This window comes from Pseudomonas sp. SCT (assembly GCF_003864275.1).
Taxonomy (GTDB): Bacteria; Pseudomonadota; Gammaproteobacteria; order Pseudomonadales; family Pseudomonadaceae; genus Stutzerimonas; species Stutzerimonas stutzeri_AE.
Window position 1 is genome coordinate 347,468 of record NZ_BDJA01000006.1, and the last position, 20,474, is coordinate 367,941.

The window sequence follows — 20,474 nt, forward strand, 5'->3', positions numbered from 1 at the left end:
CCGCCGGGTAACTTCCCCAAAGCGCTCAGTAGACGCCTGCTCAGTTACTCTTCTGCTCCCTCAGCAAGTCCCGAATCTCGGTCAGCAACAGTTCTTCCTTGGACGGCGCAGGTGGCGCGGATGGCGCTTCAGCCTCCTTGCGTTTGAGGTGATTGATCGCCTTGATCGCCATAAAGATGGCAAAGGCGATGATCAGGAAGTCCACCACCGTCTGTATGAACGAGCCGTAGCGCAGCAGCACGGCTGGCGCATCCCCTGCGGCCTCCTTGAGCACGATCGCCAGGTCGGAGAAATCCACACCCCCGATAAGCAGCCCCAGCGGCGGCATGATCACACCGTCGACGAACGATGAGACGATCTTGCCAAACGCGGCACCGATGACGATCCCCACGGCCATGTCGACCACGTTACCGCGGACGGCAAACGCCTTGAATTCGCTGATCAGACTCATATGCAGACTTTCCTTTAGTGGATGACGGGGCCGCGTGCCACGGCCCCGCGGTCATGGCATTGAACGCCGTAATAGAGCATAGGCGGGCTTGCCGGCGCAGGCCATGGCAGAACACCTTTCATCGACCGGTTGTTGCGAATGAGGTTCGCTTGATCGCCGTCAACCGGTTCTGCCGGGATGGCGAATAAGGTAGAGGCCTTCCTGACAAACCGGAGCGGTTTCCATGCACGTCGAACATCACCCCCTGATCAAGGACTTCCCTGAGAAACGCGAGCAATTGCAAAAGCTGCGTCAGGAAGATCCGGTCTTTGCCCGCAAGGCTGAAGAATACGAAGCGCTCGACAAGCGCATCTGCCGCGTCGAAGACGGCGTCGAAACCCTCGATGACGCTGCGCTCAATGCCCTCAAGCAGGAACGCGTGACCATGAAGGACGACATCGCTCGCGACCTCAAGCGGGCATCGGGCAGCTGCTGCGGCGGTTGCTGCGGCTGACGGCGCCGACCAGTGAAGAAGAAGCCCGCCATGTGCGGGCTTCTTGCTGTCTGGCCCGCTAGAACAAGCCCCCGAAGCGGAACCCCGAGCCGACCCAGACGAAGGCAACCGCCGTCAGGGTGATCAGCACGATATGCAGTCCCAGTTGCGGCAGCCGCTGCGCATCCAGCTTTGGAATCAATGCCAGTCGCGCATGCGCACCGAGCAGCGCGGTGAATCCGAGCAGCACCAGCTTGGCCTGCACCAGGTGCGCCATCGGCGAAGAGTCGAACCATTGCCCATGGGGCAGCCAGAGACTGGCCAGCCAGAGCCCACTGACGATCTGCACCAGCAGCGCAGGAATCCCGACGCGCTCGTAGAGTTGTTCGAACTGGCGTACCGGCTGCACATCGCGGCGGCGCAGGGCACCCGGCAGCACACTGAACAGCAGGACAAGGTGCCCGCCTACCCAGACACTGGCGCCCAGCAGATGCAGAAACAACAGATGTCGCATGGCGCTCACTCCTGTTCGATTTGTTTACAGTCTGGCCGCTGCCCCGCCGTTTGTGGCTGATGCCGATCAAGTCAGTCGTTATCATGCGACACCCCCTACCATACCCGGAGTTTTCCATGGCCAAGGCCAAGCGCATGTATGGCTGCACCGAATGCGGCTCGACCTTTCCGAAATGGGCCGGCCAGTGCGGCGATTGCGGTGCCTGGAATACCCTGGTGGAAACCGTCATCGAAGGTGCTGCGCCACCCTCCGGTCGCGCTGGCTGGGCGGGCGAGCAGGCCAACATCCGGACCTTGGCCGAAGTCAGCGTGGAGGAAGTACCGCGCTTCTCCACAGCATCTGGCGAGCTGGACCGCGTGCTCGGCGGCGGCCTGGTGGACGGCTCGGTCGTGCTGATCGGTGGCGACCCGGGCATCGGCAAGTCGACCATCCTGCTGCAAACGCTCTGCGCCATCGCCCAGCATTACCCGGCGCTCTACGTGACCGGCGAGGAATCCCAGCAACAGGTGGCGATGCGCGCCCGCCGCCTCGATCTGCCGCAAGACAAGCTCAAGGTGATGACCGAAACCTGCATCGAATCGATCATCGCCACCGCGCGGCTGGAGAAGCCCAAGGTGATGGTGATCGACTCGATCCAGACCATCTTCACCGAACAGCTGCAATCCGCGCCGGGCGGTGTCGCCCAGGTTCGCGAGAGCGCCGCGCTGCTGGTTCGCTTCGCCAAGCAGAGCGGCACGGCGATCTTCCTCGTCGGCCACGTCACCAAGGAAGGCGCCCTCGCCGGCCCGCGCGTGCTCGAGCACATGGTCGATACGGTGCTCTACTTCGAGGGCGAGTCCGATGGTCGCCTGCGCCTGCTGCGCGCGGTGAAGAACCGCTTCGGTGCGATCAATGAACTGGGCGTGTTCGGCATGACGGACAAGGGCCTCAAGGAAGTCACCAACCCGTCGGCGATCTTCCTCACCCGCGCCCAGGAAGCGGTGCCGGGCAGCGTGGTCATGGCGACCTGGGAAGGTACCCGGCCGATGCTGGTGGAGGTGCAGGCCCTGGTCGACACCAGCCACCTGGCCAATCCGCGCCGCGTCACGCTGGGGCTGGACCAGAACCGCCTGGCCATGCTGCTGGCGGTGCTGCACCGGCACGGCAGCATTCCGACCTACGATCAGGACGTGTTCATCAACGTGGTCGGTGGCGTTAAGGTGCTGGAAACCGCGGCAGATCTGGCGCTGATGGCGGCGGTGATCTCCAGCCTGCGCAATCGCCCGCTGGATACCGATCTGCTGGTGTTCGGTGAGGTGGGCTTGTCGGGCGAGATCCGCCCGGTGCCGAGTGGTCAGGAGCGCCTGAAGGAGGCCGCCAAGCATGGCTTCAAGCGTGCCATCGTGCCCAAGGGCAATGCGCCGAAGGAAGCCCCTGCCGGACTGCAGATCATAGCGGTGACGCGCCTGGAGCAGGCGCTCGACGCGCTGTTCGAGTGATCGCTACTCACCGCCGAGCGCGGCCAGCTCGCGCTCCAGGAGTGTCTCGTCGCCAAGGTTGAGCTCGACCAGGCGGCGCAGATGGGCGATCGAGTCAAGGTCGATATGCTGGCAAACGAAACCGATCAGATCGCCCTCTTCGTGGGTCATGGCCACCTCCATGCGCACCTCGGCATCGTCGGACAGCCGCACGCGCGCTTCGAACGGCTGCCCCGCATCGGCATTCCAGCCCTCCGGCCGGCGAACCAGCAGGCCTTTCAGCGACAGGTCATGCAGTTCCACCGGCCAGCGGCGATCGCCCTGCACCAGCTCGGTGGCTGCGTCGAACTCGATGCGCTGGAAACGTCGGCGCTCACTCGGGTTATCACTCATCGAAATCACTCCACGAAGTCTGGGTTCACTATAGGACAGCAGCGTCCGGCCGGACCGTCACAACCAGCGACGGACACGCCCGCAATAGGCGCGGTAGTCGTCGCCGAACAGTTCGCCGAGCAGGCGCTCCTCGTGCACGATCACGCCACGCTGCATGCAGTAGATCACAGCGGGCAACAGCAGCCACGGCCAGAGCGAGCCCCAGAGCAGCGCGATACCGCAGTAGATAAGGCTGTCGGCCAGGTAGATAGGATTACGTGAGTAACGAAAGGGGCCCTCCTCCAGCAGCCGGGCGGGCTTGCCATACGGATTGACCGTGGTCTTGCGCCAGAGCATCAGCAGCCCGGCCCAGAGCATCAGCAGCACGCCCGCGTCGATCAGCCCCCAGCCGAAATAGTCTGTCCAGATGTTCTGCGGCAGCGCGATCGGCATCACCGTTCCAAGCAGCCAGGCCGCGGCGAGAAACAACAGGTAGATGACTGGCGGCGGCAGGATCACACCAGTGGCGCGCTTGAACATACCTCGAACTCCAGACGGACAGATGATGGCAGTCTAGCGCGTCGAGCCCTTGCCGCGACGACGAGGATCAAGCCGCCGTCATTTGCCAGCAGCAGATAGCAGAAAGCCCGCTTTCGCGGGCTTTCCGGTGCAGCCTTCGAACGCTTAGTTGCCGTATACCGGGAACTTGGCGCAGACCGCTTCGACCTTGGCGCGGACCGCGTCGATCACCGACTCATCGCCCATGTTGTCGAGGATGTCGCAGATCCAACCAGCCAGATCGCGGCACTCGGTCTCGCCGAAGCCGCGGGTGGTGACAGCCGGAGTACCGATGCGCAGACCGGAAGTCACGAACGGCGAGCGCGGGTCGTTCGGCACGCTGTTCTTGTTCACGGTGATGTGCGCGTTGCCCAGGGCCGCATCAGCATCCTTACCGGTGATGTCCTGCTTGATCAGGCTAAGCAGGAACAGGTGGTTCTGGGTGCCGCCGGAAACCACGTCGAAGCCGCGCTGGATGAACACTTCGGCCATGGCCTGGGCATTCTTCACCACCTGCTGCTGGTAGGCCTTGAACTCGGGCTGCAGCGCTTCCTTGAAGCACACGGCCTTGGCGGCGATCACGTGCTCCAGCGGGCCGCCCTGGGCACCGGGGAAGACGGCGGAGTTCAGCTTCTTCTCGATCTCGGCGTTGGCACGCGCCAGGATCAGGCCGCCGCGCGGGCCGCGCAGGGTCTTGTGGGTGGTGGTGGTGACGACGTCGGCGAACGGCACCGGGTTCGGGTAGACACCAGCGGCGACCAGACCGGCTACGTGGGCCATGTCGACGAACAGGTAGGCACCGACCTTGTCGGCGATGGCACGGAAGCGGGCGAAGTCCAGTACCTGCGAATAGGCGGAGAAACCAGCCACGATCATCTTCGGCTTGTGCTCGACGGCCAGACGCTCGACTTCGTCGTAATCGATCAGGCCCTGATCGTTGATGCCGTACTGCACCGCGTTGTACAGCTTGCCGGAAGAAGAAACGCTGGCGCCGTGGGTCAGGTGGCCGCCGTGGGCCAGGCTCATGCCGAGGATGGTGTCGCCAGCGCTGAGCAGCGCCAGGTAGACAGCGGCATTGGCCTGGGAACCGGCGTGCGGCTGAACGTTGGCGTAGTCGGCACCGAACAGCTCCTTGGCGCGATCGATGGCCAGCTGCTCGACCACGTCGACGAACTCGCAACCGCCGTAGTAGCGCTTGCCCGGATAACCTTCGGCGTACTTGTTGGTCAGTACCGAACCCTGGGCTTCCATCACCGCCGGGCTGGTGTAGTTCTCCGAGGCGATCAGCTCGATGTGGTCTTCCTGACGCTTGGCTTCCTGCTGCATGGCAGCGAAGAGATCGGCGTCGAAACGGGCGAGGGTCAAATCACGGCTGAACATGGCAGTCCTCTGAGATCAGCTGGCGGTATAAAGAGAGGCGCGGATTCTACCTCATCCGGGCGTTTGCGGGTATGAGCGATAGTCATGCACAAGATGAACAGTCGCCGCATCCGCCGCCACCGGGGAGTACCGCCGCGGTTTGCCCTGTCCGGTGCATTCGGGTAGCTTTGCGCCCTTTACATGCCGCCCAATTTTTTCGGCCTACGTGGCTTGGGTCAGGCATCCTTCACCACTGTCACGGGCATCAGTTTCCATGGCTCAATCTGCTGATCTGCGCTATTAAATTTTAGTCACGTTTTTACGATCTTCAGTCGAGCCCTCATGGCCACTGGCTTTACCAGCCTACCTACCATCTTTTTCCTCTCAATCCTCTGTCGGGGAAGAACTTTTAGTTAGCTTTTGCTGATTTTGGGTCAAATTTAGGCTCCAAAACCTAACTTTTCCGAAGTGTTCCTGTGATCGCTTCTGCCAGGTATCGCCAGCAAATTTCCTCTCATGAGACAGCAAATCAAGCTCTTCTTAAAGCAGCGGCACCTTACTTCTCAGGGCATCCACAAGCCTGACTTCCGTGACGCTATTGAGAAAACTCAAACAGTGCAGGTGAGGTGGTCACGGACGTCTGGGTTAGACTCGCGGTTTTGCACGTATTCCAAGGAGCAGTAGCTTGAACACGGAAAACCATTCCCAGACGGCCGCTTTTCTCTGGTCCATCGCAGACCTGCTGCGCGGTGACTTCAAGCAGTCCCAGTACGGCCGAATCATTCTCCCGTTCACCCTTTTACGGCGAATGGAGTGCGTGCTGGCGCCGACGAAGGATGCTGTGATCACACAGACCTTCGCTCAGGAAGGCCGCCCCGACACCGTGCGCGAGATGATTCTGCTGCGTGCCGCTGGCCAACAGTTCTTCAACGCCTCGCCGCTGACCCTCGGCACCCTGTCCGACACCCAGACCGCTGCCGACCTGATGAGCTACGTGCAGGCGTTCAGCAAGGATGCCCGCGAGATCTTCGAGCATTTCCACTTTGAAGATTTTGTCCAGCAGCTGGAAACCGCCAACCTGCTGTATCAGGTGGTGCAGCGTTTCGCCGCCACGGATCTAAGCCCCGAGTTCATCAGCAACTTCGGCATGGGCATCATCTTTGAAGAGCTGATCCGCAAGTTCGCGGAAAGCTCCAACGAAACCGCCGGGGAGCACTTCACCCCGCGCGATATCGTGCACCTCACCACCTCCTTGGTGATCACCGAGCAGGACCACAAGCTCGCGCCCAACAGCATCGTCACCATCTATGACCCAACCGCGGGCACCGGCGGCTTTCTGTCTGAGGGGGATGAGTACATCCAGTCCATCAGCGAAAAGGTCAGCGTGTCGCTGCATGGCCAGGAGCTCAACCCCGAGTCCTACGCCATCTGCAAGGCGGACATGCTGATCAAGGGGCAGGACGTCACCAACATCAAGCTGGGCAACACCCTGTCCGACGACCAACTGGCCGACAGCCGCTTCGACTTCATGCTCAGCAACCCACCGTTCGGCGTGGAGTGGAAGAAGGTGCAGAAGCAGATCACCGATGAGCACAGCCACAAGGGCTTCGACGGCCGCTTCGGTCCAGGCCTGCCAAGGGTGTCCGACGGCTCGCTGCTGTTCCTCCTGCACTTGGTCAGCAAGATGCGTGACCCGCGCGACGGCGGCTCGCGCATCGGCATCATCCTCAACGGCTCGCCGCTGTTTACTGGCGGCGCGGGTTCGGGTGAGTCGGAGATTCGCCGCTACCTGCTGCAGAACGATCTGGTTGAAGCCATCGTCGCGCTGCCCACCGACATGTTCTACAACACCGGCATCGCCACCTATGTGTGGATTCTCTCCAACCACAAAGCCAGTGTGCGCCAGGGCAAGGTGCAGTTGATCGACGGCAGCCAGCACTACGCCAAAATGCGCAAGTCGCTGGGCAGCAAGCGCCAGTACATCACCGAAGATCAAATCAGCGAGCTGGTGCGCCTGTATGGCAGCTTCGAGCACAGCGCGCAGAGCAAAATCTTCCCCATCGACGCCTTCGGCTACCGGCGTATCACCGTCGAACGCCCGCTGCGCCTGAACTTCCAAACCAGCGCCGAGCGCATCGCCAAAGTGCTGGAAGAAAAAGCCCTGCAGAAGCTCGACAGCGCCGCTCAGCAGCAACTGTTGGGCGCCCTGCAAGCGATGGATGCCAGCGTGCTGCACCGCAACCGCGAGCAGTTCAGCAAGCTGCTGAAGAAAGCCCTCACCGCGCACAGCGTCAGCCTCAGCACGCCGGAGCTAAAAGCCCTGATGAGCGCCTTGAGCGAGCGCGACCCTGAGGCGGATATCTGCATGACCAAGGGCCAGCCGGAAGCCGATGCCGGCCTGCGCGATAACGAGAACGTGCCGCTGGGCGAATCGGTGTACGACTACTTCCAGCGCGAAGTCATCCCCCATGTGCCGGATGCCTGGATCGACGAAAGCAAGACCGACGCCCAGGATGGCGAGGTAGGCATTGTCGGCTTCGAGATTCCCTTTAACCGCCACTTCTACGTGTTTCAGCCACCGCGTCCTTTGGCTGAAATCGACCGCGACCTGAAAGCTTGCACGGACCGCATCAAGCAGATGATTGAGGGGCTGTCGGCATGACAAATTTGTCGGGAGCAAATTTGAACAACGGCGCAGCCGTTGGCCCGCAGGGCGAGGGCAGGGAAAGCCCGAGTAGTTTTCCGAAGTATCCGGCATACAAGGATTCTGGCGTTGAGTGGCTGGGCGAGGTGCCACAGCACTGGCCGGTTTACTCACTGAAACGTACGGTGGATGGGTGCGTAAACGGCTTATGGGGCGATGAGCCTGATGGCGAGAATGATATTGCAGTCATCCGAGTTGCCGACTTCGAGCGATCTTTTTCGATGATTGGATTAGATAAGCTGACCTACCGAAGCATCACACCTAAAGAAAGACAGTCGCGACTGATCAAGTCAGGTGATTTGCTGATTGAGAAGTCTGGGGGCGGAGAAAAAACGCTGGTTGGCTGTGTCGTTTTGTTCACGCATGAGTTTGACGCCGTTACTTCAAACTTCGTGGCGAGAATGCGACCGCTCGCGGAGTTCGATAGCCAGTTTCTTTGTTATGCCTTCGGCAATCTTTACCACGGCCGGGTTAACTACCCTTCGGTGAAGCAGGTTACTGGTATCCAGAATCTTGATGCTGAGTCGTACTTACAGGAGCGGTTTTGCTTTCCTGCCCGAGTTGAACAAATCCAAATCGCCCGCTTCCTCGACCACGAAACCGCCCGCATCGACGCGCTGGTCGAAGAACAGCAGCGCCTGATCGAACTGCTCAAGGAAAAGCGCCAGGCCGTGATCTCCCACGCCGTCACCAAAGGCCTCGACCCCACGGTACCGATGAAGGACTCCGGTGTGGAGTGGCTAGGCGAGGTGCCGGCGCATTGGGAGGTCGGCGGTCTGACACGTTTTATTGGCCCGGTTGTGGATTACCGCGGAAGAACACCAACAAAAGTGGACGATGGTATTTTCCTAGTCACGGCTAGGAATATTCGGAATGGTCGAATCGACTATGAGGCATCTGAAGAATACGCTGACCCTGAGTCTGCTGAATCATTACTTGCTAGAGGGCGGCCTGAGATAGGAGATTTGTTGTTCACTATGGAGGCACCTCTTGGTCAAGTTGCCTTGATTGATCGAACGGATATCGCACTTGCTCAGCGAATTGTTAAGTTCAGAGGCGAAGCGAGTGTGATGCGGAACCACTACCTGATGTTTTGGTTTATGAGCACGAATTGCCAAGCTCGACTTGAAACTCTGGCAACAGGCTCCACAGCCCTAGGCATCAAATCTAGCAAGTTGGGAATGATTGAGTGCCTTGCTCCAACACTCAATGAGCAGGATGCAATTGTCTCGCATATCCAGCGAGAGTCAGAAAAGAATGATGCTCTTGTTTATGAAGCGGAGAATGTCATCGGCCTCCTTCAAGAACGCCGCTCCGCCCTAATTTCCGCCGCCGTCACCGGCAAAATCGACGTACGCGGCTGGCAGCCACCGGCCAGCGCGCGAACTCCCGAACTAGTAGAAGAGGCCGTGTGATGGCGGACAGCAAGGAAGCTCAGTTTCAGCAGGACATTATCGACGCCCTGGCTGCCCAAGGCTGGCTAGTCGGCACAGCCAGCGGCTATGACCGGCGCACGGCGCTGTATACCGAGGATGTGCTGGGTTACTTCAAGGACGCCTGGCCAGAGCGCTGGGACAAGTTCGCCAAGGCCAACCCGAATGACCCGGACGATGTGCTGGTGCAAAAGCTGGTGCGCGAGCTGGAGCAGAGCGGCACCCTGGATGTGCTGCGCCACGGCTTTAAGCTGCCGGCGGTAAAGGTCGAGCTGTGCAGCTTCCAGCCCGACCACGGGATGAACCCGGACACCCTTAAGCGCCACAATTGCAACCGCCTGCGCGTGGTGCCAGAGGTATCTTACTCGCCGCATGCGCGTGAGGCTGGCAGCAGTGGGCAGAGCTACAACCCACGGCTGGATCTGGTGCTGTTCGTCAACGGCATCCCCACCGCCACGCTGGAGCTGAAAAGCGAGTTCAAGCAGTCGGTGGAAAACGCCAAGCGCCAGTACCGCTACGATCGCCCGATCAAAGACCCGCTGACGCGCAAGCCCGAGCCGCTTTTGAGCTTCAAGCGCGGCGCACTGGTGCACTTTGCCGTGGGCCAGAACGAGGTGGCGATGACCACCAAGCTGGCGGGTAAAGACACCTTCTTCCTGCCGTTCAACCTGGGCAGCGCGGAAGGCGGCGCGGGCAACCCGCAGCCTGCGGATGACAGCCAATACGCCACCAGTTACCTGTGGCAACGCCTGATGCAGCCGGATGCCTGGCTCAAGGTACTGGGGCGCTTTTTGCACCTGGACAAGAAAACCAGCGAAGGCTTCGACGGCACGCCGGTGACCAAGGAAACGATGATCTTCCCGCGTTACCACCAGTGGGAAGTGGTCAACCAGCTGATCAACACCACCCGCGCTGAAGGGCCGGGCAAGCGCTATTTGATCCAGCACAGCGCCGGCTCGGGCAAGTCCAACTCCATCGCCTGGAGCGCCCATCAACTGGCCTCGCTGTACGACGAGGCCGGCCAGCGCCTGTTCAACTCGGTGATCGTGATTACCGACCGCACCGTGCTGGATAAGCAGCTGCAGGACACCATCTACCAGTTCGAGCATGCCCAGGGCGTGGTCAAACAGATCAACCGTGAAACCAGCAGCCAAAGCAAATCCGAGCAATTGGCTGAGGCGCTGGCCGAGCAGACGCGCATCATCATCGTCACCATTCAGACTTTTCCGGCGCTGTTCGATGCCTTGGACAAGTACCCCAAGCTGGCCAGCGGACGCTATGCGGTAATCGCCGACGAGGCGCATTCCTCGCAAACCGGTTCATCGGCCAGCAAGCTGAAACAGATACTTGGCAGTGATGCGCTGGATGCCGAAGAAGTCAGCGCCGAAGAGCTGCTCGACGCCGCCGTGCAGGCGCGCCAACCGAATGAGCGCATCAGCTACTACGCCTTTACCGCCACGCCCAAGGCCAAGACCCTGGAGCTGTTCGGTCGCCCGGCCGACCCGACGCTGCCGGCCAGTTCCAGCAACAAGCCGGAGGCGTTTCACCTGTATTCCATGCGCCAGGCCATCGAGGAGGGTTTTATTCTCGACGTGCTGCGTAACTACACCACCTACAGCACGGCCTGGAAGATCGCCCACCCGGATGGCGAAGACGACGAGGTGGACAGCAAGAAGGCGCGCATCAAGCTGGCCCGTTGGGTGCGCTTGCACCCGTACAACATCAGCCAGAAGGTCGAGGTGATCGTCGAGCACTTCCGCGCCAATATCCGTGGCCTGTTGAATGGCCAGGCCAAGGCCATGGTGGTGACCAGCAGCCGTCAGGAAGCTGTGCGTTACCAGTTGGCGCTGAAGGCCTATGTGCAGCAGATGGGTTACAACGATGTGCACCCGCTGGTGGCCTTCTCCGGCAGCGTGTTGCCGGACGGGGTAATCCCCGAAGAGGTGACCGAAAGCAGCAGCCTGCTCAACCCCGGCCTGAACGGGCGTGATCTGGCGCAAGCCTTCGACACCCAGGACTTCAACGTGATGATCGCCGCCAACAAGTACCAGACCGGCTTCGATCAGCCCAAGCTGTGCGCCATGTACGTGGACAAAAAGCTGCAGGGCGTGGACTGCGTGCAAACCCTGTCGCGCCTGAACCGCACCTTCGGTGACAGCAAGCAAACCTTCATTCTCGACTTCTTCAACGAGCCGCAGGACATTCTCGACGCCTTCTTGCCGTACTACACCAAGGCCGAGCTGACCGACGTGACCGACCCGCAGATTATCTATGACCTGCAGAAGAAGCTGGATGCCGAGGGCGTCTACCACTGGCAGGAAGTCGAGGCCTTTGCCATGGCCTTCTTCGACCCCAAAGCGGCGGCCAGCAAGCTCAGCTACTACTGCACGCCGGCCAAAGAGCGCTTTGCTAAGCGCTATGCCTTCTCCGTGGAGTCGCGCCAGCAGGCGCTGGACTTTAAGCGCACCGCCGAAGCCAATGGCGACAGCGCCGGCCTGAAAAAAGCCGAGCATGCGCTGAAAGAGGCCGGCGAGCAGGTGGACCAACTCGACCTGTTCCGCAAGAACCTGCAGAGCTTTGTGCGCCTGTACGAGTTTCTCTCGCAAATCGTGCCGTATGAGGACCGCGAGCTGGAGCAGCTCTGCGTGTACGCCAAGCACCTGCACCCGCTGCTGCGCGTGGACCGCCTGTTACAAGACGAGGTGGACGTGGGCGAGCTACAGCTGAGCCACTATCGCCTGAGCAAACGCGCCGAGCACCAACTACGCCTGAGCGAAGAAGACGGCGACTACAGCCTCAAACCCGGCAGCGACGTGGGCAGCGGTAAACCGCACGACCCGGAGAAAAAGCGCCTGTCAGAAATCATCGAAGCGCTGAACGATATCTTTGGTGCCGAGGTGAGCGATGAGGACCAACTGCAGTTCCTCACCGGTATCGCCCAACGCATCAGCCGTCAGGAAGACGTAATGGCTCAGGTGAACAACCACTCGGTGGAGCAAGTGATGCACGGCCTGTTCCCCAAGCGCGTGCTGGACACCGTATTGGACGCCATGACCGACCACGAGAAACTCTCGCTGGAAGTGCTGGATAACGAAACCAAGAGCCGGGCGTTTGCGCTGGTGATTTTGAAGATGCTTACGGCAGCTGGTGGCTTGGGACAAAGTAACAGCGGCGCTGCTGTCTGAATTTCTTGCGCGGTGGCATTACTTGCGCTGGCTAAACTTCAGACGGCTGTGGAAGAAGGCTTGAGGGATCGCAGGCGAGTTCGCTAGCGATGCGGTAGAGCTTCTCGACCGTGATGTTGACCTCACCACGCTCTATTCGGCCCATGTAGCTGCGGTCGATATTGCAGGCCAGCGCGAGTGCATCCTGGGAAATCCGGCAGACCTTCCTCTGCATTCGGATGCGTTCCCCTAACGCTTTCGCCAACGTATCCATGACCGTCTCAATTCCACTTGAGGCGGCACTATCGTGCGTTTGCGGACAAGCAGGCCACGGACTATAATCCGCATTTCTTTCGCTCTAACCCTTCTGGTGCCTCAATGAAATCGGCCTCGTTCATTTTCGACAGGCGCCTGTATGAGCTGCTTCAGGAGCAAGGCCGCACAACGTTCACCACACGTGAATTGCGGGATGCCTACGCCGAGCGTCTTGGAGAGGGCTTTTCTCTCAATGATGTTCGCCGTTACGTTTATGAACAGATCCGTCGCATGCTCCGGTTGGGCTGGCTTGTGCTTGATGAAGAGCGCCGGACACGAGGGCAGGTTTACCACCTGAAAACGTTACCGGCGCGTGCTCAGCTTGAACTGATCGACGATGGGTTCGAGCTCCGTCTTATGGCGATGCGTGAAGCCGATCAGGAGCGATCACTGGTTGAGCCGGATGTTGTGGCGGAAAGCCCGGTACCTGATGCAGAGCAGCATCTGGAAACGCTCCTCAAGGAGATTCGGCTGGATTTCCTTTCTGCGATGGGGGAAGCGGAGCGCTACAAGCAGCTCTTTGAAGATATGCCGCATCTGCGAGACAAGGTCGAAAGCGAATATTTGGATGCTCGGGACCGAAGTTCGCGACTGATTGGGCATCTCCGCGCTGTCGAAAATACGCTCAAAACGCTCGCCGCTACTCGATGACCTCCTCGCTGCGAGATTGGCAACGCCGCTGTATCAATACGGCGCTGGAACACTTCCTTTCCACGTCACATTTTTTCTGCCAAGCAACACCAGGCGCTGGCAAGACGCGCATGGCAGCAGAGCTGGCTCGCAACCTGCTGGATCAGGGCAGGATTGATCTTGTGCTCTGCTTTGCGCCGTCATGCCAGGTAGTGGAGGGCTTCCGCTCGACCTTCATGGCGGTGCTAGGCAGGCGTCTGGACGGTCAGCTCGGCGCAGTGGGCGCTGCGTACACCTATCAAGCCATGGATTACCGTGAAGAGGCGTTCTGGCAGCTCCTCGACGACTACCGGGTCTTCGTTGTCTTTGACGAAATCCATCACTGTGCGGGTCATGATCCGCTGCTGAGCAACGCCTGGGGGCAGCAGATACTCCAACGGGTTCAGGATCGCGCCGCATGCACACTGGCTCTGTCCGGCACACCATGGCGCTCGGATGACCGGGCCATTGCCTTGGCTCGATACTCGTCGCCGGAAGGCCAGCTGATTTGTGACTTTCGCTATGGATTAAAAGAGGCTATCGCTGATGGAGTTTGCCGCTCGCCCCGCATAGTCCTCCTCGACAATCAGCAGGTGAAGCTCACGGAGGAGTTGCAGGCTGAAAGTACCGTCAGACTTTTTCCCAGCATCGCTAAGCTCCTGGGAGAATCCCCCGTCACCTACGAAGAACTACTGCGTCACGACGAGGTGATCGATCAGTTGCTCATCTTGGGACGTGCCAAGCTGGACGTGCTTCGCCAGATCAAGCCAGATGCGGCTGGCTTGGTGGTATCTACCGATATCGAGCACGCACGACAGATAGCCCATGCCTTGGAGGCCATGGGGGAAAGCTGTCAGATCGTCACCAACCGAACGCCGGATGCCCAGCAGTTAATCAACACGTTTAGGCACAGCGACTGCCGTTGGATCGTCGCAGTGGGGATGATCAGTGAGGGAACGGACATCCCCCGTCTGCAGGTGTGCTGCTACCTCAGTCGTATTCGTACTGAGCTGCACTATCGGCAAGTGCTGGGTCGGGTACTCAGACGCAAGGATGAGTCAGATGATCAGGCTTGGTTATTCATGCTGGCTGAGCCGACGCTACGGCGTTTCGCCGAGCGAATTGCGGATGACTTGCCGGACGATATGGCGGTATTGAGTGTGCAGGTGCCAGACCCAGCCTCGAGCTCTGCGATAGGTTGGTCAGGCCTTGGCTTCAATGAAGGCGAGCGAGCAGACGGAGAGCCGGATGGCGAGCAGGTTCGTGATGCCAGCGTGGAAAATGTCGTATCACTGGATGGGCTGGCAGATGGGCCGACCTATCAGGTCAGCTTTTCTCAACACTATCGGCAGCAATTATTGGCGTGCTATTAGCGCTTCTGTGGGACAAAGCATGGCCCAGCCAGGGAAAGCCAAAATGGATCAGCATGAAGAAGAGTCCGGGCGCTAGCTGAAGCCGTCAACCAGTTAGCCATCGAGGTATTCGGGAATCAAAAGGAGACAGAGCGCTGGCTCAAAGCACCAAACAAGGCCCTTGGCGGAAACTCTCCCGCATCGCTTTGCAAGACAGAGGCTGGAGCGATACAGGCTCGGCGCGTGCGACACGCGGTAAAGTGGTGAGGAGCGTGTAAATGGTGTCGATTTTTTATCTTTTGTAGAGGCTGACATGACGTTGCCCCATGAGCGTACCCGCGCAGTAGCGCAAACCTACGAGTTTCTAGGAAAACTCGCTCGTAACAGCAATCTGCCCGAGGAAGTTCGCCGCGACGCACTCGACTTGCTACGCCACTTCCCTAACCAATATGACGTGACAAAGGCCGGAGCGAATGAGGAGAGGCTGTCAGAGGTTCCGCACCTTTTCATTGACCCTGTCTTCAGTTCTTCATGCGTTTAGATCGAAAACCTGATGCTTTCATATCAGGCGTGATCCAAATGTTTGGTTCGCCGCGTCAGCAGAAAGTCAGGAACTCGTACCGCCGCCTTCCTTGAAAAAATCATCGCGAGCAATACGCCCGAAGTGGCTAAGATCCTGATCCTCATCGCTGAACATGGTATTCACCATGCGCTCTCGTCGGAGACCGGAAATCGTCCTGAAAAAGCAGGGCTCGCAAAGATGAATCTCATAGCGTTCACCGTCATGGGCTGACCCATAACCCCAACTGGCGCTAAGAGTGCCGAACTGCAGGCCATATCCTTCAATACGTGTGCTATCACCGCAAACATCGCATAGGACATCGCTGACTGATTCGGTTTGTTTCATCGCTGTGATTTTCATCCGGACAAATCCTCGTAGCCATATGTTCGTTTATTCAGTGCGCAGTGCTCATGAAAAGGCGTTGTTTTGGGGGTTTTTCAGAAAGCTAATCCAAGCGAGATCCTCAGCAACATATCCTCGACCATGTTGGCTCCGTGCTGGGTTGTCAGCAGGTGCATGGGCGCCAGGCCGCCAAATCGCTCTTTAGACTTGGAGAGCCAGCGTTTAGCCTTGGCCGGTTCGCCAAAGACGGCATCGGCTAGTGCATGTACGTGAGCGATACGAAAAAGGCGGTCGCTTTCGTCGATTGTCAGCGATAGATCACGCTCAATACGCGTCTTCAATGTTCTGAGGGGAATAACGAGGTCGCGCTCCACAGCGGCGGCGACACCATCCTCGCTCAACTGCATCAGGCGAGTGGCGGGGAAGCATTCCGAAATTTGCTTGTGAATCTCTAGAGCACTGGCTGAAACGGGTACGTCCAGCAAGCTGAACAGGCTCGTTCGATATGCCAAATAGCCGCTGTCGGTAAGTGTCTCAGCGAGCACGTGGGCTCCTCCGTCTGAAATATCAACGCCTGTAATGCCCAAGCCCGATGCCGATGCCGATGCCGATGAGGCGTGTACCACTACACCCATGACGACGCAGACGATGGGTCCCATTCCCATGATGGTTCCGCTGAGTTCGTTCCAGGATGCTCCTGCTGCAACTCTGCCACTTCCGGTGATTGCAAGTAGACCGGTGTGCCTATGATGACAGCGCTCATTCCAGAAAACAGAACAAGCAGGAATCCACCCAGCGCCATGGCTGGTCGCAGACTAGATTGTTGTCTGCGATCACGGATAGAGCCCGGAGCGCTCAGTGGCAGCGGAATCTGCCGAACCAGCCTGCTGCGTTCGATACGCGCGTCGAATGAGCAGGCCAGCCAGCAAGTGCCAATGGCAAAACCAGAATAAATCGCCCCTGATTTCGTAGACGCCCCCAAGCTTCTACATGGAGGCCTGCTGAACCGCTGCAAAACGGTTCGCTTCCGGCGGGTAGTCGTCGTCAGTGAGAGACAGCTACCGGCCGATTCTGTTGAAAAAGTAGGTTTAGCGGCAGCAAGGCGGTCGGATGTACCTGCTGTCGAAGTGGCTGCAAGCCACTTCAAGTTACCTTTCGGCGTTTCACTGAGCGTCCTTGCTCAGGTTTGAGGGTTAATTCGAGGGTTTCTGCTCGCCACAGGCGTACCTATCCCGTGAGCGGTGGCCCTTGAGGCAAAAGCTTGGCCATGCGGCGCAGGTTCTGCACCATCGCAGCCATGGTGAATTCGTCAGTGGCGCCTGTCAGGCCACGCAGTCGTAAACGGTCGAGTTTCATGATCCGTTTAAGATGGGCGAAAAGCATCTCCACCTTCTTCCGTTCGCAACGTGAGACGAGGTATTCCGGTGTCTTGGCGATGCGTCGAGCCACATCGCGGGCAGCCTCATGGATGCTGCGAACGATCTTCCGATTCGGTGTGTTGGGGCAGCATTTCGCTTTCAACGGACAGGTGACGCAGTCGGTTTGGCTGGAGCGGTAGATGATGGTGTTGGCCTTGGTTACCCGCGATCTTTTCTGGGTGAAGGCGCGCCATTCACTGCGTAGCGGTTTGCCGGTTGGGCAGCGATATTCATTGGCTTCCTGATTCCAGTGGAAGTCGTTACTGGAGAGACTGTCGTCCTTGCGCTCAGTCTTGTCCCACACCGGCACATGCGGCTCGATGTCCTTCTCTTCGACCATCCAGGCCAGCATCGGGGCAGTGCCATAGGCGGTGTCGCCGATGAGGCGTTCCGGTGTGAGGTCGAACTGCGCTTCGACACGCTCGACCATCGTCCTGGTCGAGTCGACTTCGGTGGTACGGTGCGCCGGGGTCGCTTCCACATCCATGATCACACCGTGCTCAGTGTCGATCAGGTAATTTGTGGAGTAGGCAAAGAAGGCCGGGCCGCCTGGTGCTGCTGTCCAACGGGACTGAGGATCGGTGAGCGAAATCTTCTTGGGAAGAGCCTCAGCCAACGCATCTTCATCAAGTGCTTCGAGGTACTCGCGCACGGCGCGGCTGCTGAGCTTTGGATCGCTCCAATCGACTTCATCTCCCACCACCCCACGTTGCCGGCTGGCATCCGCCTTGATGATGCTGGCGTCGACGGCGAAACCTTCGCCCTTGACTAGGCCGGCTGCCATGCAGCGCCGCAGCACTTCATTGAACAACCAGCGGAACAGATCGCTGTCACGGAAACGGCCATGGCGATTCTTCGAGAAGGTCGAGTGATTAGGTACTTCGTCTTCCAGACCCAGCCGGCAGAACCAGCGATAGGCCAGGTTCAGGTGCACCTCTTCGCACAATCGCCGCTCGGAACGAATGCCATAGCAGTAGCCGACGACCAGCATGCGCACCATCAATTCCGGGTCAATCGAGGGACGCCCGATGGGGCTATAGAAATCCGCCAGATAGGCGCGCAGATCACTGAGATCCAGGCACTGGTCGATGCTGCGCAGGAGATGTTGGGCCGGGACGTGATCTTCGAGATTGAACGAGTAGAACAGGCGCTGCTGTCCTCCCGGTAACTGTCCCATCATGCTGTTCGCCTCCACGCCCGCTGACAAAGCAATTTTGCCAACGGCATGGGGAGGTCGCTACTTTTTCAACAGAATCGGCCGATTTCTGCCTGTCGGCACTTGCCGAGATCGCCAGAAGCGGACAGTCAGCACTGACTACGTATCTGGGTCGATTCAATGGTGGTCAGGCCTCGTCATCTACCTTGATCGGCTGGATCAATTCCGGCCCATGGTTGCGTACGTTCCCTACCACCTTACTCACACGGAACCACTCAAATTCCTCGGCCGGCCTTGGTGCAGCAGCATCTGTTCTGCCCAGTGGTTGGTAGTGGTGGGGGCTATCCATTCCCCTTCCAGAACGTAGCGCGGAGTATGGTCCTAATGCTCGGATTTCAGGTCGTAGCTGAGTCTTTCCAGGTAAATTTATGAACACCGGATCAGGTCTTTTTTCGAAGCTGTGAAACCGGCCGCTCCAGCATCGATTGCGTTAGCCCGTGCATATCCGCATTGGCTTGCCAGATCAAAAACCGGCTATGCATATCTCGAACAGCAGCTAACAGCTTCTGATTGGTCGCTGTCAGTTTCTCAATGTGCTCGTTGGCTGCCTGAATATCGCTAATCCAGCCCGGCTTCAGCTTCTGAGCCTTCAATGCCGCCTTGCAATTCTTCATCGCTAAATCCACGGCAGGTAGATTCATCAGGGACTGGCGAGCACGGCTGATACCCAATCTCTCTTTGCAGGCCTCAACGAGCAAAGGCCAGGTCAGCTTCGGCTCTGACCATTCCTCAATCAGCTTAATGATGCGTTTCTGATCCTTTGGCGTTAAATGCCCCATCGTTAACCCTCGATCTCATCCAGCAAAGCCAGGACGTCATCCAAAGATGGCAACGCCTCTTGCGCCTGGTTCTCTTCAATGACTTTGACTTCGATCAGCCCAGACATTGCGGCGGCGTTCTTGGTCAGCGTCCAACCGTTATCAGCGTTCCACACAATGGCACCATTTTCGAGTTCGGGGTTTTCCAGCGTTTGGATGAACGCCTCGCATTTATAGAGCTTCTCACCCAGTTTTTTAGCTGACTCCGACGCCCCAAAAACACCCCGAGACTGCGCATCCAGGGCTTTATCGAGGCGGAGCTTAAGGTCGTCGCGTTCTTCCCTGAGGTTGCCAAGTTTCACGTCATCCCCTTTGACACAACCGAGCAGCCCGCAGTCCAAACAGGCGCCCATTTTCGGACAGGGCTCGGAAGCAAAATTGTGCACACAGACGCCGAGATGGGTTTGATGGATAATGCGGTCCTGCTCACCCTCGCTCAGCTCCCTCACATCAACCAGGCTCAGCGGCTGATTGGTTTTGACCTTGTTCAGACGCTGAGCAGCGGTACTGTGCTTCGTTTTGGGGTGGTAATCCGCAACCCCTTGGGTGCGTTCCTCGATGGTTTCATGGTTGTAGACCGATCCCATCGTCGTGCGCCCGGAGAAGGAATCAATCAGGAGTTGCGACAGACCGGCCTGGTACATCCGCGTATTCAATTCGTGCCGAAACGCGTGCGTGTTGACCTTGACGCCGGGGTAGCCATGGCGCTCGAACAGACTTTTCCTTGCCGGGTCGTTCGAACTGCCTAATTGCACAGACATTCGTATAGGGTTCGCCGCGATTTCTACGCCAAACCCGTGTGTCACAGCGGTGCCACCGGAGCCTGCAGCCAAGGCTCCGGTGCGCATGGTGAACAAGGCATCACGGTACTTCACCCGCGCCTTGCCCTCCGTGTACGGCGTGGTGTAAGGAAAATCCTTCGGGAGATACTTCTCCCGCAACAGCACATTGAGCTTGCGCAGCGTGATCACGCACCGGTCGTCAAACTCAATACCCTGGACTCCTCGCTGGCCCTTAACAGTTATGCGCTTCCCTGAACTGGTATCCCACCCGCCACGGATTTCGGCCAAGAGGGCTCGGGTGGCGGGGCTGAGCGCCTTTTGCTTTTCCAGGGGTTTGAGGAAATTGTAGTTGAATGTGGATCGCCAGGCGTTCTCAGGAGCGGAGAGTTTGTAGTGGTCTACTGATCCCGGACACCGATTTAGGCGAAAATCCTCGCCATCAAGAGGTGTTCGATGAGCAAGCAACGACGTACGTTTTCCGCCGAGTTCAAACGCGAGGCTGCTGCCTTGGTTCTG

At 58.8% G+C, this 20,474-nt stretch carries 19 protein-coding genes and 1 pseudogene; 9 read left to right on the forward strand and 11 right to left on the reverse strand.

Annotated features, from left to right (window positions below):
* Positions 1 to 40: 40 nt before the first annotated feature.
* On the reverse strand, positions 41 to 451 hold the full coding sequence (gene mscL / locus BHD08_RS17080; RefSeq protein WP_015278114.1) for a large-conductance mechanosensitive channel protein MscL: 411 nt from the start codon (positions 449 to 451) through the stop codon (positions 41 to 43).
* 223 nt (positions 452 to 674) lie between these two features.
* Between mscL and BHD08_RS17085 the strand changes: the two genes are divergently transcribed.
* A complete protein-coding gene (locus BHD08_RS17085; RefSeq protein ID WP_015278115.1) occupies positions 675 to 944 on the forward strand; it encodes a YdcH family protein in 270 nt (89 codons plus the stop codon).
* 58 nt (positions 945 to 1,002) lie between these two features.
* Here BHD08_RS17085 and BHD08_RS17090 read toward each other — a convergent pair whose 3' ends face one another.
* Entirely contained in the window at positions 1,003 to 1,437 is a 435-nt protein-coding gene (locus BHD08_RS17090) for a CopD family protein (RefSeq protein WP_125023707.1), read from the reverse strand.
* Positions 1,438 to 1,553: 116 nt separating this feature from the next.
* Between BHD08_RS17090 and radA the strand changes: the two genes are divergently transcribed.
* Positions 1,554 to 2,915, forward strand: a complete 1,362-nt coding sequence (gene radA, locus BHD08_RS17095; RefSeq protein WP_015278117.1) for a DNA repair protein RadA — start codon at positions 1,554 to 1,556, stop codon at positions 2,913 to 2,915.
* 3 nt (positions 2,916 to 2,918) lie between these two features.
* Here the strand turns inward: radA and BHD08_RS17100 are convergent, their stop codons facing one another.
* The 3 genes from BHD08_RS17100 to glyA all read right to left on the reverse strand — a co-directional run bounded on the left by BHD08_RS17100 (position 2,919) and on the right by glyA (position 5,204).
* Positions 2,919 to 3,287: a PilZ domain-containing protein gene (locus BHD08_RS17100; protein ID WP_125023709.1), complete on the reverse strand. Its 369-nt coding sequence runs from the start codon at positions 3,285 to 3,287 to the stop codon at positions 2,919 to 2,921.
* Between the two features lie 57 nt (positions 3,288 to 3,344).
* Entirely contained in the window at positions 3,345 to 3,806 is a 462-nt protein-coding gene (locus BHD08_RS17105; RefSeq protein WP_125023711.1) for an isoprenylcysteine carboxylmethyltransferase family protein, read from the reverse strand.
* A gap of 144 nt (positions 3,807 to 3,950) precedes the next feature.
* Positions 3,951 to 5,204: a serine hydroxymethyltransferase gene (gene glyA, locus BHD08_RS17110; protein ID WP_125023713.1), complete on the reverse strand. Its 1,254-nt coding sequence runs from the start codon at positions 5,202 to 5,204 to the stop codon at positions 3,951 to 3,953.
* A 664-nt stretch (positions 5,205 to 5,868) separates the two neighbouring features.
* Here glyA and BHD08_RS17115 point away from each other — a divergent pair.
* The 3 genes from BHD08_RS17115 to BHD08_RS17125 are packed head-to-tail and all read left to right on the forward strand — an operon-like array spanning position 5,869 to position 12,505.
* A complete protein-coding gene (locus BHD08_RS17115) occupies positions 5,869 to 7,845 on the forward strand; it encodes a class I SAM-dependent DNA methyltransferase (protein WP_125023715.1) in 1,977 nt (658 codons plus the stop codon).
* Complete coding sequence (locus BHD08_RS17120; protein WP_256678711.1) at positions 7,842 to 9,302, forward strand: restriction endonuclease subunit S; 1,461 nt, start codon at positions 7,842 to 7,844, stop codon at positions 9,300 to 9,302. The genes BHD08_RS17115 and BHD08_RS17120 overlap by 4 nt, the downstream gene beginning before the upstream one ends.
* Positions 9,302 to 12,505: a type I restriction endonuclease subunit R gene (locus BHD08_RS17125; RefSeq protein WP_125023717.1), complete on the forward strand. Its 3,204-nt coding sequence runs from the start codon at positions 9,302 to 9,304 to the stop codon at positions 12,503 to 12,505. Before BHD08_RS17120 ends, BHD08_RS17125 begins: the two co-directional genes overlap by 1 nt.
* A gap of 31 nt (positions 12,506 to 12,536) precedes the next feature.
* Here BHD08_RS17125 and BHD08_RS17130 read toward each other — a convergent pair whose 3' ends face one another.
* Complete coding sequence (locus tag BHD08_RS17130; protein ID WP_043942114.1) at positions 12,537 to 12,758, reverse strand: helix-turn-helix domain-containing protein; 222 nt, start codon at positions 12,756 to 12,758, stop codon at positions 12,537 to 12,539.
* A gap of 104 nt (positions 12,759 to 12,862) precedes the next feature.
* Between BHD08_RS17130 and BHD08_RS17135 the strand changes: the two genes are divergently transcribed.
* From BHD08_RS17135 to BHD08_RS23265, 4 genes are all read left to right on the forward strand, one after another.
* Positions 12,863 to 13,450: a hypothetical protein gene (locus tag BHD08_RS17135; RefSeq protein ID WP_042922185.1), complete on the forward strand. Its 588-nt coding sequence runs from the start codon at positions 12,863 to 12,865 to the stop codon at positions 13,448 to 13,450.
* Positions 13,447 to 14,841: a DEAD/DEAH box helicase gene (locus BHD08_RS17140; RefSeq protein ID WP_125023719.1), complete on the forward strand. Its 1,395-nt coding sequence runs from the start codon at positions 13,447 to 13,449 to the stop codon at positions 14,839 to 14,841. Before BHD08_RS17135 ends, BHD08_RS17140 begins: the two co-directional genes overlap by 4 nt.
* A gap of 99 nt (positions 14,842 to 14,940) precedes the next feature.
* Positions 14,941 to 15,087 carry an MbcA/ParS/Xre antitoxin family protein gene (locus BHD08_RS23550; RefSeq protein ID WP_125023763.1) on the forward strand — a complete coding sequence of 49 codons (147 nt, stop codon included), beginning with the start codon at positions 14,941 to 14,943 and terminating at the stop codon, positions 15,085 to 15,087.
* A 46-nt stretch (positions 15,088 to 15,133) separates the two neighbouring features.
* Positions 15,134 to 15,361 carry a BPSL0761 family protein gene (locus tag BHD08_RS23265; protein WP_125023721.1) on the forward strand — a complete coding sequence of 76 codons (228 nt, stop codon included), beginning with the start codon at positions 15,134 to 15,136 and terminating at the stop codon, positions 15,359 to 15,361.
* Positions 15,362 to 15,427: 66 nt separating this feature from the next.
* Here BHD08_RS23265 and BHD08_RS17155 read toward each other — a convergent pair whose 3' ends face one another.
* The 5 genes and pseudogenes from BHD08_RS17155 to BHD08_RS17180 form a co-directional block, all read right to left on the reverse strand.
* Entirely contained in the window at positions 15,428 to 15,742 is a 315-nt protein-coding gene (locus BHD08_RS17155) for a hypothetical protein (RefSeq protein ID WP_125023723.1), read from the reverse strand.
* Between the two features lie 77 nt (positions 15,743 to 15,819).
* Entirely contained in the window at positions 15,820 to 16,269 is a 450-nt protein-coding gene (locus BHD08_RS17160; RefSeq protein ID WP_125023725.1) for an antitoxin Xre/MbcA/ParS toxin-binding domain-containing protein, read from the reverse strand.
* Between the two features lie 682 nt (positions 16,270 to 16,951).
* Positions 16,952 to 18,322 (reverse strand): IS1182 family transposase, encoded by a 1,371-nt coding sequence (locus BHD08_RS17170; RefSeq protein ID WP_014818820.1) that lies wholly within the window; start codon positions 18,320 to 18,322, stop codon positions 16,952 to 16,954.
* A gap of 416 nt (positions 18,323 to 18,738) precedes the next feature.
* Entirely contained in the window at positions 18,739 to 19,137 is a 399-nt protein-coding gene (locus BHD08_RS17175) for a hypothetical protein (RefSeq protein ID WP_125023727.1), read from the reverse strand.
* 2 nt (positions 19,138 to 19,139) lie between these two features.
* Positions 19,140 to 20,321 (reverse strand): annotated as a pseudogene (locus BHD08_RS17180) (hypothetical protein); the annotation flags it as partial.
* Between the last annotated feature and the right edge of the window lie 153 nt (positions 20,322 to 20,474).